Origin of the sequence: Salinibacterium sp. dk2585 (genome assembly GCF_008001035.1) — a bacterium.
Lineage (GTDB): Bacteria > Actinomycetota > Actinomycetes > Actinomycetales > Microbacteriaceae > Homoserinimonas.
This window is the reverse complement of the sequence record NZ_CP042856.1, coordinates 1,826,720-1,839,432: the sequence shown is the minus strand read 5'-3', so window position 1 is coordinate 1,839,432 and position 12,713 is coordinate 1,826,720. Positions and strand designations below refer to the sequence as shown.

Annotated in this window: 11 protein-coding genes; all 11 read left to right on the top strand. The window is 68.8% G+C overall.

What is annotated here, in order from left to right; genetic code table 11:
* Positions 1-14 precede the first annotated feature (14 nt).
* The 11 genes from argC to FVA74_RS08580 all read left to right on the top strand — a co-directional run bounded on the left by argC (position 15) and on the right by FVA74_RS08580 (position 12,646).
* Positions 15-1,061, top strand: coding sequence for an N-acetyl-gamma-glutamyl-phosphate reductase (argC, locus tag FVA74_RS08630; RefSeq protein WP_147721629.1), 1,047 nt, complete (start codon positions 15-17; stop codon positions 1,059-1,061).
* Entirely contained in the window at positions 1,058-2,242 is a 1,185-nt protein-coding gene (gene argJ / locus FVA74_RS08625) for a bifunctional glutamate N-acetyltransferase/amino-acid acetyltransferase ArgJ (protein ID WP_147721628.1), read from the top strand. The genes argC and argJ overlap by 4 nt, the downstream gene beginning before the upstream one ends.
* Positions 2,242-3,168: an acetylglutamate kinase gene (argB, locus tag FVA74_RS08620; protein WP_147721627.1), complete on the top strand. Its 927-nt coding sequence runs from the start codon at positions 2,242-2,244 to the stop codon at positions 3,166-3,168. The genes argJ and argB overlap by 1 nt, the downstream gene beginning before the upstream one ends.
* Before the next feature lie 38 nt (positions 3,169-3,206).
* Positions 3,207-4,355 (top strand): acetylornithine transaminase, encoded by a 1,149-nt coding sequence (locus FVA74_RS08615; protein WP_147723139.1) that lies wholly within the window; start codon positions 3,207-3,209, stop codon positions 4,353-4,355.
* Complete coding sequence (gene argF, locus FVA74_RS08610; protein ID WP_147721626.1) at positions 4,352-5,287, top strand: ornithine carbamoyltransferase; 936 nt, start codon at positions 4,352-4,354, stop codon at positions 5,285-5,287. Before FVA74_RS08615 ends, argF begins: the two co-directional genes overlap by 4 nt.
* Positions 5,287-6,696: an argininosuccinate lyase gene (argH, locus tag FVA74_RS08605; protein ID WP_147721625.1), complete on the top strand. Its 1,410-nt coding sequence runs from the start codon at positions 5,287-5,289 to the stop codon at positions 6,694-6,696. Before argF ends, argH begins: the two co-directional genes overlap by 1 nt.
* Positions 6,696-7,319 carry a DNA-3-methyladenine glycosylase gene (locus FVA74_RS08600; RefSeq protein ID WP_147721624.1) on the top strand — a complete coding sequence of 208 codons (624 nt, stop codon included), beginning with the start codon at positions 6,696-6,698 and terminating at the stop codon, positions 7,317-7,319. Before argH ends, FVA74_RS08600 begins: the two co-directional genes overlap by 1 nt.
* A 57-nt stretch (positions 7,320-7,376) precedes the next feature.
* Positions 7,377-8,099: an ABC transporter ATP-binding protein gene (locus FVA74_RS08595; RefSeq protein ID WP_147721623.1), complete on the top strand. Its 723-nt coding sequence runs from the start codon at positions 7,377-7,379 to the stop codon at positions 8,097-8,099.
* Positions 8,096-9,490, top strand: a complete 1,395-nt coding sequence (locus FVA74_RS08590) for an FtsX-like permease family protein (protein ID WP_240792179.1) — start codon at positions 8,096-8,098, stop codon at positions 9,488-9,490. The genes FVA74_RS08595 and FVA74_RS08590 overlap by 4 nt, the downstream gene beginning before the upstream one ends.
* A 148-nt stretch (positions 9,491-9,638) precedes the next feature.
* A complete protein-coding gene (tyrS, locus tag FVA74_RS08585) occupies positions 9,639-10,943 on the top strand; it encodes a tyrosine--tRNA ligase (RefSeq protein WP_240792178.1) in 1,305 nt (434 codons plus the stop codon).
* 1,100 nt (positions 10,944-12,043) lie between these two features.
* Complete coding sequence (locus FVA74_RS08580) at positions 12,044-12,646, top strand: hypothetical protein (RefSeq protein WP_147721621.1); 603 nt, start codon at positions 12,044-12,046, stop codon at positions 12,644-12,646.
* The last annotated feature ends 67 nt before the right edge of the window (positions 12,647-12,713 follow it).

The window sequence follows — 12,713 nt, the reverse complement described above, 5'->3', positions numbered from 1 at the left end:
TTAAGGTAGAACCCATGACCCTCTCCGTTGCCGTCGCCGGCGCGAGCGGCTATGCGGGTGGCGAGCTGCTGCGCATCCTCGCTCACCATCCGGATGTCACGATCACGACCGTCACCGCCCATTCCAACGCTGGGCAGCCGCTCATCGCGGCGCAACCGCACCTCCGTTCCCTCGAGCACCTCACGCTCGTCGACACGACCCCCGAGAACCTTGCGGGTCACGACGTCGTCTTCGTCGCGCTCCCGCACGGTAAGTCGGGGGAGCTGACCGACCACCTCGGCGAGGGCGCCCTCGTGATCGACTGCGGCGCAGACCACCGCCTCACTTCGGAGGCAGACTGGACCAAGTTCTACGGCGGTGAGTTCTACGGCGCCTGGACCTACGGCATGCCCGAACTCCTGCTCGCTGACGGCTCGCGGCAGCGGGAACGGATCGTCGGCGCCCGCCGCATCGCGGTGCCCGGATGCAATGTCACGGCGATCACGCTGGGCCTGGCCCCCGGCCTCCAGGCTGGGCTCGTGCATTCGCAAGACCTGGTCTCCGTGCTCGCGGTCGGCACGAGTGGGGCGGGCAAGAGCCTTAAGACACATCTCCTGGCGAGCGAGATCCACGGTTCGGCCATGCCGTACGGGGTCGGGGGAACGCACCGGCACACCCCCGAGATTGTGCAGAACCTCACGGTCGCCGGCGCGGAGGGAGCAACGGTCTCGTTCACGCCCGTGCTGGTGCCGATGTCGCGGGGCATCCTTGCGACGAGCACAGCGCAGCTGCTGCCCGGCGTCAGCCTTTCGGATGCTCGGGCCGCATGGGAACTCGCCTACGGCACGGAACCCTTCGTGCATGTGCTGCCGGAGGGTCAGTTCCCGAAGACGGCCGACGTGCTGGGCGCGAACACGGCGGTCATGGGACTCGCGGTCGATGAGGCGGCCAACCGGCTTGTCGTCATCAGCGCGATCGACAATCTCGTGAAGGGCACGGCGGGCGCCGCCGTGCAGTCGATGAACATCGCCCTCGGGCTGCCCGAGACAACGGGCCTTGAGACGAACGGAGTGGCGCCATGAGGCAGCCGGTGGAGAGTGGCGTCGGGGGAGTGACCGAGCCCGCGGGCTTCGAGGCCGCCGGTATTGAGGCCGGCCTCAAGGATTCGGGCGGGCTCGACCTCGCACTTGTCGTGAACCGCGGCCCCCTGCAGTCGGCGGCGGCCGTCTTCACCTCCAACCGGGCCGTGGCCAACCCGATCATCTGGTCGCGGCAGGTCATCCAAGATGGTGTCGTCTCTGCCGTCGTGCTCAATTCGGGCGGGGCGAACTGCTTTACGGGGTCCTTCGGCTTCCAGACGGCGCATGCGACCGCCGAGGCCGTCGGCAAAGCCCTCGACGTCTCGGCGGGTGACGTGCTCGTCTGCTCGACGGGCCTCATCGGTGTGGGTGACCAGACCTTCCGCGACCGCGTGCTCGCGGGCGTCGACGTCGCGGCGAAGGCCCTCAGCGCGACCGGTGGCGACGACGCCTCCCGCGCCATCATGACGACCGACACCCAGCCCAAGCGCGCGACGGTGCGGGGCGACGGGTACACGATCGGCGGCATGGCGAAGGGCGCAGGGATGCTCGCGCCCGGGCTCGCGACCATGCTCGTCGTCATCACGACGGATGCGGAACTCACGAGTTCCGAGCTCGACGAGGCACTTCGCGCGGCCACTCGGATCAGCTTCGACCGGCTCGACTCCGACGGCTGCATGTCGACCAACGACCAGGTGACGCTCATGGCGAGCGGGGCATCCGGAGTCCGTCCCGACCTTTCGATGTTCACGGTGCAGCTGCAGGGGCTGTGCATGGACCTCGCGTTCCAGCTTCAGCGTGATGCGGAGGGCGCGAGCCACGACATCGTGATCGAGGTCATGAGCGCCGCGAGCGAGGACGACGCGGTCGAGGTCGGGCGGTCGATTGCCCGCAACAATCTCTTCAAGGCAGCGATCTTCGGCAACGACCCCAACTGGGGCCGCGTGCTCGCCGCGATCGGCACGACCTCGGCCGAGTTCGACCCCTACAACGTCGACGTGCTCATGAACGGCGTGCGGGTGTGCACCAAGGGCGGCCCAGACCGGCCGCGCGAGGAGGTCGACCTGAGTGGTCGCGAGGTGCTGCTGCAGCTTGAACTCAACGCGGGGCATGCTGCCGCGATGATCCTCACGAACGACCTCACGCACGACTACGTGCACGAGAACAGCGCGTACTCAAGCTGATGGGCGAGCCGACCGACCTCAACGCCGTGCAGGCGCAGACGCTCATCGACTCCCTGCCGTGGCTGACCCTCTTCCGTGACCGCATCATCGTCGTGAAGTTCGGCGGTAACGCGATGGTCGACGATGAACTCAAGAGGGCCTTCGCTGCCGACATGGTCTACCTGCACCACGTGGGCATCCGGCCCGTCGTCGTGCACGGTGGTGGCCCCCAGATCTCGCGCGCCCTCAAGGAGCGCGGCATCGAAAGCGAGTTCCGCGGCGGCCTGCGGGTGACGAGCCCCGATGCGATGGACGTCGTGCGCGACGTGCTGACGCGAGAGGTCAGCGGTGAACTCGCGGCCCTCATCAACGAGCACGGTGACCTGGCGCAGCCGGTGTCGGGCGAGACGCAGGGCCTCTTCCGCGGCCGTCGCCGTGGCACGGTCGTCGACGGGGAAGAAGTCGATCTCGGACTCGTCGGTGAGGTCGTCGATGTCGATCCCTCCGTGCTGCACGCCCTCCTCGACGCGGGCAAGATCCCCGTCGTCTCCTCCGTCGCACCCGATGGGGAGGTGCCGGGGCAGGCGCTCAACGTCAATGCGGACTCGGCCGCGGCATCCGTCGCCGTCGCGCTCGGTGCCGTCAAGCTGGTGGTACTGACGGATGTCGCGGGGCTCTACTCCGACTGGCCGAACCGCGACTCGCTCGTGTCTCGGATCACGGCGTGCGAGCTCTCCGCACTGCTCCCGTCGCTCGAGTCCGGCATGATCCCCAAGATGACGGCCTGCCTCGAAGCCGTCGCGGGCGGGGTGGACAAGGCCGCGATCATCGACGGGCGAGTCGCCCACTCGATCCTCCTCGAGGTGTTCCGCAGCAGCGGCGTGGGCACGGAGGTCGTGCCCGACGCCACCCCAAACGACAACGACTCGACAGCGAAGGCAGGGTAGTGGTGAATCACGACTGGAGCAGCAGGTTCGGTGCGGCCATGATGGGCTCGCACGCGACACCCCTCACGATGCTCGAGCGGGGTGAGGGCTGCTACGTGTGGGGAACCAACGGCAAGCGATACCTGGACTTCCTCGCGGGAATTGCCGTGAACTCGCTCGGGCACGCGCATCCGGCACTCGTCGACGCGGTCTCGAGCCAGGTCGCAACGCTCGCGCACGTTTCCAACTACTTCGCGACGCCGCCGCAGATCGAGCTCGCTGAGCGGCTCAAGCGCATCACTGGCGCGGGGGAGCGCGGGCGCGTCTACTTCGGCAACTCGGGAGCAGAGGCGATGGAGGCCGCGTTCAAGCTCGCGCGCCTCAACAACGACGGTGGCAAGCGGCGCCGCATCCTCGCCCTCACGAACGCCTTCCACGGCCGTACCATGGGCGCCCTGTCGCTCACCGGCAAGGCCGCCCTTCGCGATCCCTTCGCTCCGCTCCTCGACGGTGTCGAGCACATCGACAGCACGATCGAGGCGCTCGAAGCGGCAATGGATGACACCGTCGCCGCCGTCGTGTTCGAGCCCATCAAGGGCGAGGCCGGCGTCGTCGACCTGCCGGAGGGCTTCATCGTGCGTGCACGTGAGCTCACGCGGGAGCACGGCGCGCTGCTCATCCTCGATGAGATCCAGACGGGCGTCGGCCGCACGGGCACGTGGTTCACCTACCAGCAGTTCGACATCGAGCCCGATGCCGTCACGATCGCGAAGGGCATCGCCGGCGGCATGCCCATCAGTGCCCTCGTGACGTTCGGAGAGGCATCCGAGCTCTTCAAGCGGGGCCACCACGGGAGCACCTTCGGCGGCAACCCTCTCGCGACCGCGGCGGCCAACGCAGTGCTCGGCGAGATCGAGGCATCCGGCCTCATCGGCAACGCGGAGCAGCGCGGCACGCAGCTGCGGGAACTGATCCGCGAGATGGACTCCCCGCTCGTCGACGAGGTGCGCGGACGCGGTCTGCTGATCGGCGTCGGCCTCACGGAGCCGGTGGCGAACAGGGTGTCTGCGGCCGCGCTCGACGCAGGCCTCATCGTCAACGCGGCGAACGAGTACAGTGTGCGGATCGCGCCGCCCCTCATCGTCGGCGACGTCGAGATCGACGAGTTCGGCAGACTCTTCAGCACGGCATTGGAGGCCGCACAGTGACCAGGCATTTCCTTCGCGATGACGACTTGAGCCAGGCGGAGCAGCGTGAGATCCTCGACCTCGCTATAGCGCTGAAGGCGGAGCGCTTCTCGCAGCGCCCCCTTGAGGGCCCGCAGACGGTTGCCGTGATCTTCGACAAGTCGTCGACGCGCACCCGCGTCTCCTTTGCCGTCGGCATCGCCGATCTCGGGGGAGTGCCCCTCATCATCAGCACGGCCAACAGCCAGCTTGGTGGCAAGGAGACCGCGTCCGACACCGCAAGGGTGCTCGAGCGCATGGTCGCCGCGATCGTGTGGCGCACCTACGGCCAGGCCGGGCTCGAGGAGATGGCGGAGGGCACGACTGTCCCCGTCGTCAACGCGCTCTCCGACGACTTCCACCCGTGCCAGCTGCTCGCAGACCTGCTGACCATTCGGGAGCACCGCGGTGCGCTCGAGGGCCAGACCGTGACCTTCATCGGCGATGGCGCCTGCAACATGGCGCAGTCCTACGCGCTCGCAGGCGCAACGGCCGGCATGCACGTGCGCATCGCGGCACCGGAGGGCTTCCACCCGACGCAGTCCGTCATCGACGACGCGGTCGCGATCGCGGCAACGACGGGCGGTTCGGTCGAGTGCTTCTACGACCCCAAGGAGGCCGTCACGGGCGCCGATGTCGTCGTGACCGACACCTGGGTGTCCATGGGCAAGGAGGAGGAGAAGGCCGAGCGCGTCAAGCTCCTCGGAGGTTATCGGGTCGATTCGGAGCTGATGGCGCTCGCGAAGGACGATGCGATCTTCATGCACTGCCTCCCAGCCGATCGCGGCTACGAGGTCACGGCCGACGTGATCGACGGTGGCCAAAGCGTCATCTGGGATGAGGCGGAGAACCGCCTGCACGCCCAGAAGGCGCTGCTCGTCTGGCTCCTTGAGCGCAACGGGGTGCAGGGCTGATGGCGGGAGAGACCAACACGGGCTCGCTCTGGGGTGGCCGTTTCAGCGATGGGCCGTCGCCCGAGCTCGCACGCCTCAGCAAGTCGACGCACTTCGACTGGCAGCTTGCGGCCTACGACATCCTTGGCTCCAAGGCTCATGCCAAGGCGCTTGCCGCGGCGGGCTACCTCGACCAGGACGAGCTTGAGCGCATGCTCGCGGCCCTTGACCGCCTCGCTTCCGACGTCGAGTCGGGGCAGATCGCGGCGGAGGAGTCCGACGAGGATGTCCACGGCGCCCTCGAGCGGCACCTCATCACGATCGCTGGTCCAGAACTCGGCGGCAAGCTGCGGGCGGGCCGCAGCCGCAACGACCAGATCGCGACCCTCGTGCGCCTCTACCTGCTCGACCATGCGGCGAACATCCGCCACCTGGTCGTGCAGCTGATCGACGCGCTCGCCGCCCAAGCGGATGCGCACCCCACGGCGATCATGCCGGGTCGCACCCACCTGCAGCACGCGCAGCCTGTGCTGCTTGCGCACCACATCTTGGCTCACGCGTGGCCGCTCGTGCGCGACCTCGAGCGCCTGCGGGACTGGGGCGTCCGGGCATCCGCCTCTCCCTACGGTTCGGGCGCGCTCGCGGGCAGTTCCCTCGGGCTCGATCCCGCCCTCGTGGCAACGGAGCTCGGGCTCTCCGCACCGACCGAGAACTCGATCGACGCGACCGCAAGCCGCGACGTCGTCGCCGAGTTCGCCTTCATTGCCTCGACGATCGGCATCAACCTGTCGCGCCTGGCGGAGGAGATCATCCTCTGGAACACGCGCGAGTTCGACTTCGTCACCCTCGACGACGGCTACTCGACGGGATCGTCGATCATGCCGCAGAAGAAGAACCCCGACATTGCGGAACTCGCGCGCGGCAAGTCCGGCCGACTCATCGGCAACCTCACGGGTCTCCTGACGACGCTCAAGGGCCTCCCGCTCGCCTACAATCGCGACCTCCAGGAAGACAAGGAGCCGGTCTTCGACTCTGTCGAGACGCTCGAGGTCCTCCTGCCCGCCTTCACGGGGATGCTTGCGACCCTGCGCTTCAATACCGAGCGCATGGCGGAGCTCGCGCCGCAGGGCTTCTCCCTGGCAACGGATGTCGCGGAGTGGCTCGTGCGCCAGCATGTGCCGTTCCGCGAGGCGCACGAGATCAGCGGTGCGCTCGTCTCCTTCTGCGAGGCACGTGGGCTTGAACTCCATGAGCCGAGCGACGACGACTATGCCGCGATCGACCGCCGCCTCACGGGGGCGGTGCGTGAGGTCCTCTCGATCGACGGTGCCGTCTCGAGCCGCAACGGCGTCGGCGGCACCGCACCGGAACGCGTCGCGGAGCAACTCGCCGCCCTCACAGCACGGGTGCGCGACCTGACAGTGCGGTGATGCCCGAGGAACTCGCGAGCGTCCTCGCGCAGGACGCCGTGCAGGCGGCCCCACGCCTGCTCGGCTCGTTCCTGTCCGTCGACTCGCCCGAGGGGCGCGTGACGCTCCGCATCACGGAGCTTGAGGCGTACCACGGCGCGGATGACCCCGGGTCGCACGCCTTCCGCGGCCAGACCCCGCGCAACTCCGTCATGTTCGGTCCGGCCGGGCACCTCTACACGTACTTCACCTACGGCATGCACACGTGCTCGAACATCGTCTGCGGCACGGAGGGCGTGGCATCCGGATGCCTCATCCGAGCGGGCGAGATCGTCGAGGGCATCGAGCTGGCCCGCGCGCGTCGGCACACCTCCCGCGTCGACGACGACCTCGCCCGCGGCCCTGGCCGGGTCAGCGTGGCGCTCGGCATCACGCTCGCCGACGGTGGTGCTGACCTGTCGAGCTCGCGTATCCGCTTGTCCCTCGGAAGCGAGCAGCCGGATATCGCGGCCGGACCCCGCACGGGAGTCTCCGGGCCCGGGGGCACGGATGCCTTCCCATGGCGCTTCTGGATCCCGGGCGCCCCCACGGTCTCGCCCTACAAGCGGCACGTGCCGAAGCCCCGGAATACATCGCGAGGATGACGCGGGATGCGCCGCCCGACCGATGTGGTCGAACGGTGCGTCGGCGAGGCTGGAAGCATGAATTCTTCCGCCTCAACACCTCTGCTCTCGGCATCGCGCGTCTCGATGACGTACCCCGGAACCCGCGCCCTCGACGGGGTCGACCTGGCCATCTATCCCGGCGAGTCCGTCGCCATCATGGGGCCCTCAGGATCGGGCAAGACGACGCTGCTCCACGCGCTTGCGGGCATCATCACCCCGACGAGCGGCGAGGTCGTCGTGCACACGCCGAGCGGCGCCATTGCCGTGAGTGCCCTCGCGGAGTCCGAGCGCTCGAGACTGCGCCGCGAGGAGTTCGGCTTCGTGTTCCAGCAGGGACTCCTGATCCCCGAACTCACGGTCGTCGAGAATGTCGCCCTTCCCCTTCTCCTGGCGGGGCGCACGCGGGCGACCGCCGAGGCGCACGCCGTTGAGTGGCTCGGCCGGCTCGGCCTCGGCGGCCTCGAGCGGCGCCGCATCGGCGAACTCTCGGGTGGCCAGGCTCAGCGCGTCGCGATCGCTCGCGCCCAGGTCACGGGCGCTCGGGTGATCTTCGCCGACGAGCCGACGGGAGCCCTCGATTCCGTGACCTCGACCGAGACAATGACGGCGCTCCTCGATGCCGCGACGGAAGACGGTCGTGCGCTCGTCGTCGTCACGCACGACGACCAGGTCGCCGCCCGCTGCTCGCGCGTCGTGCGGCTACGTGACGGGCGCCTCGATGTCCAGGCCGCGACGACCGTTTCGAGGGCCAGCGCATGAGCAGCATGACGGATGTCCGCGCTCCTGCCCCGGGGCGCCTCGCGCCGTCGAGGCGTCGCGCGCCCATCGGAACCCTGACGTGGATGCTCGCGAGGCCCAGCGCCGACTCGGTCTCGACGCTCGTGCTTCCTGGTGTCGCGTTCGCCATCACGACCGCCCTGCTCCTCACGGTCGCGGGTGGTGGCGTGATGTTCTGGAACTGGCCCGACGAAGTGAATGCGGCCACATACCAGGTGCTGAGTGGGCTCGCCCTCGCGCTGCTCGTGATTCCGCTCGCGAGCCTGAGCGGCGCCGCCGCGAGGCTCTCGGCGCGTCGGCGTGACGACCGCCTGGCGACCCTCCGCCTCCTCGGGGCGACGCCCGGCAACGTCGTCGCGATCACGGTCCTCGAGTCGGTCATGGTCGCCGCGGCAGGCGCGCTGGTGGGCGTCGTCCTGTACCTCGCGGCCTCTCCGCTGGTCGGCCTCATCCCCTTCGGCGGGGAGGCCATCGGCGCGGCGTCGATCATCCTGAATCCGCTCGCGATCATCGGCGTCATCGCAGGGATCGTGCTGCTCGCCGCCGTGAGTGCCGTCATCGGCCTGCGCAAAGTCGTCATCTCACCGCTGGGCGTGAGGCTGAAGCAGAGCGCGCCGCGCATGAGTTGGCTCCGCGGCCTCATCGGGGGAGTCGTTGTCATCGTCGCCGTCGTCGTGCTGCAAAGCTTCGGCGTGCTGCCCGACTACACGGCGGTCGCGGTGGCCATAGCCGCAACCTTCGCGGTCGGAGTTGCCGTGCTCAACCTGGTCGGCCCGTGGCTCATCTGGGTCTTTGCACGGATGCAAGTCGGTCGCGCCCGTACGGCGGCGCGCCTCATCGCCGCACGCACGACGCTCGAGGCACCCAAGGTCGCGTGGCGCCAGGTCAGCGGCCTCGCGATGACCAGCTTCGTCGCGGTCGTGGGCGGCACCGGTGTGTCGTTCCTGATCGAGGAGGGCGGTCCTGCCAACGAGCTGGCGCTCTACGTCGACGTGCGCACGGGCATCATCATCACCCTCGTCGCCTCCTTCCTCATGGTCGCCTGCTCTGTGGGGGTCAACCAGGCATCCGCAGTGCTCGACCGCCGTGACCTCTACGTCGGGCTCGACCGGGTCGGCATGCCGCGCGAGGTGCAGGAACAGGCGCGGGCTCGCGCGATCCTCGTGCCGCTGTGCTGGGTCTCGCTGGGATCGGCGGCCCTCGGCGGACTGCTCGTCTTCCCGCTCGCGGGGTACGCGCTCATCGTCGCCCCCACGTCGCTCCTCGTGATCGCTCTCGCGTTCGTCGCCGGAATCGCGCTCGTCGCCCTGTCGCTCGTTGCGACCCGTCCCGTCGTGACAAGCGTGCTGCGCAGCCCCGAGCGCGCGCAGTAGCTCGGAACGGCAGGGGTTCTCCATGCGGCCGGCGGTGGCACCGCCGGCCGCATTGTGCACGAATCGGAGGTATCCGTGCGTGATCGCACGGCGCTCACCGACTCGGGCGAGTGAGGCGGGGTCTTCGGCCGCTGGTAGCCTTGGTCGGGTGTCAGCGAGCGCGCAGAACCTAGAACAGCAGAACAACGACGAGTCATTCGAGTCCCTGTGGGACGAGCTTTTGTGGCGAGGCCTCGTCCACGTCTCGACGGACCCTGAGGCGCTCAAGACGCTGTTGGATGGTCCGCCCATCGTCTACTACTGCGGCTTCGACCCGACGGCGCCGAGCCTGCACCTCGGCAATCTCGTGCAGGTGTTACTGCTGCGTCGCATCCAGCTAGCGGGTCACCGGCCGCTCGCGCTCGTCGGCGGTTCGACGGGACTCATCGGTGACCCGAAGCCCACGGCTGAGCGCACCCTCAACACCCCCGAGGTCGTTGCCGAGTGGGTCGGCAAGATCCAGGGCCAGGTGTCACGGTTCCTGAGTTTCGAAGGCGACAACGCGGCGCGCTTGGTGAACAACCTCGACTGGACTGCACCGATGTCGGCCATTGACTTCCTGCGCGACGTCGGCAAGTACTTCCGCGTGGGCTCGATGCTCAAGAAGGATGCGGTGACCGCCCGCCTCAATTCCGACGCGGGCATCAGCTACACCGAGTTCAGCTACCAGGTGCTCCAGGGGATGGACTTCCTCCAGTTGTACCGCAATTACGACTGTGTGCTCCAGACGGGCGGCTCCGACCAGTGGGGCAACCTGACGAGCGGCTCCGATCTGATCCACAAGGCGGAGGGCGCGAGCGTCCACGCGATCGGCACGCCGCTCATCACGAACTCTGACGGCACCAAGTTCGGCAAGAGCGAGGGCAACGCCGTGTGGCTGGATGCCTCGCTCACGAGCCCCTACGCGATGTACCAGTTCTGGCTCAACACCGACGACGCGGATGTCATCGCTCGTCTCAAGGTCTTCACCTTCCTGTCGCGTGCGCGCATCGAGGCGCTGGCGGAGTCGGTCGCGAATGAACCCTTCCGGCGCGAGGCGCAGCGCACACTGGCCTTCGAGGTGACCTCGCTCGTGCACGGCGCGGAGGCAACGCACGCGGCCATCGCCGCGGCCGAGGCGCTCTTCGGCCAGGGCGACCTCACGGCGCTCGACGAGCCCACCCTCTCCGCCGCGCTCGCTGAGCTTCCGCAGGCTGAGGCGACGGCCGAATCCTCGCTCGCCCAGTTGCTTGTCGACACCCGCCTCACCAAGAGCCTGGGGGAGTCCCGCCGGGCGATCGAGCAGGGCGGTGTCTACTGCAACAACGTGAAAGTGACGGACGTGGGGGAGTCGATCGGCGACCGCTTCCTGTTCTCCCGCTTCGCCGTCCTGCGTCGCGGCAAGAAGACCCTCGCGGGCGTCGTCGCACGGTAAGCACAGTCGCGTCTCGTTAGGATGGGGCGAACTTTTGAGGGGAGAGCGTGGACGATAAGCCTGATGTCGGTCAGGGGACTGGTGCCCCGAACAGTCCCGACGGCGGACTTCGTCGCGATCGCAGGCGACTCCGCGAGAGCGCCCGCATAGAGGCAGAAGAAACCGTCTCTCGCGAGCAGCCCGCGGAATCGACGGCGCTCCCTGACACGGGAGGCTTCAGTGCATTCGAGGCGCTGGGCTTCGAACGCCGATCCTTCGAACCGCCGGCTCAGGAGTCGGCTCCCGTCGACGTCTCGCGCTTCCGCAACATCCCCGCGCCAGCGTCTCCGGCTGCCGCTGAGCCCCTGACGCCGCCGCAGTCCTCAGGCGTCATCCCGCCCGCGTATGGTTCCGAGCCCGCGCGGCCCGTTGCACCGGCACAGGCCTCCGGGTCGGTGACTTCCGGGCTGGTGACTTTCGAGCCGGATGCGTCCACGCCGCCGCTCCTGCAGCCGCCGCCCCTTGAAGAACCGCCGCGCCCGGCCGTCCCGCCCGTGACCCACGCCTTCGCTTCGCCTGGCCCCTTCTCCCAGTCGACACAGCCGCCTGTTCGCCCGCAGGACACGTCCACCGCCTACCTGCCCGTCGCGCCGGTCACGGGTGCAGGGGCTCCGAGTGCAGGGGTTCCGAGTGCAGGTGTTCCGAGTGCAGGGGCTCCGGATGCCGCGGCTCCCGGCGTTTCCCCGGCGGCGTTCACCGTCCCCCCGGTTCCCTCGCGTTCTGAGGCCGAGACGCCGACTCAGGCCATTTCGGCTGCCGAGCTGTACTCACCGCCCGCTGCGGCCGCCCCCGTGGTGTCGCCCGGCCCTATGCCGCCCGCCGAAGCACCGACCTCGGACTTTGAGGCTGCACCGGTTTCGGCGGGGTCACCGTCGCTACCAGGGGCAAACCCGTCCGTCGCCTTGTCGGCGCCGCTTGCCCCTCCCGCTGTTCCGCCGCAGGAACTTCCGCCAGCACCTTCCGCGGGAGCGGACGTCAAGCCGACCACGGCGGCTGCGCCATCCTCCGGGCACCCCGTCCTCGGACCGCTGGCGCCCCGAGTTCAGGAGACTCCGCAGGAGGTGGTGCTCCTCGACCGCGTCGCCCTCGCCGCCGCCATCCTGCTCCCGCCCGTCGGGTTCGTGCTCGGCCTCGTGGCATCCGCGCGTGGTCGCGCCTACCGAGGGTGGACATCCGCCATGGCGCGGGCCTCGCTCTGGATCGCCGTCGGCATGACCTTCGTGTTCATCGTTGCCGGGGTCCTCCTCTGGTCCGAACATCGAAAGCAGCTCGACGCTGAAGAGAGCGCGCAAGCCGCTGCCGCCGCACATGCGGCGCTGGTCGAGGAGAGCGCCGCATTCTGCGGGGCGTTGACGGGCTCGCCCGTGCTGGCGACGGATGCTGCCGACTTCGGTTGGCCCGCGGCGGACGACACTGCCGGCTACGTCCCTGGGATCTCCGCCTACGCCGCCACTTGGCAGGGCTTGGTTCCTCTCGCACCGGCGATCATTGCTGAGCAGGTGACGTCGGCCAGCGCGCAGATCGATCAGATCGTCGCGAGGGCCGCGAGTTTCCCCGACACGAATCGGGCAGGAGACCTCCTCGACCTGCAGGCAGTGCCCGAGATCGCTTCAGTCCAGGCGCACGTCGCGGAGTACTGCGCGCCCGGCGACACGGGCGAGTGAGGCGCGACACGCCCGGGGTGCACCATGATTTGGCGCCGGTCCCAAAGCCTGCGTAAAGTAATCACTC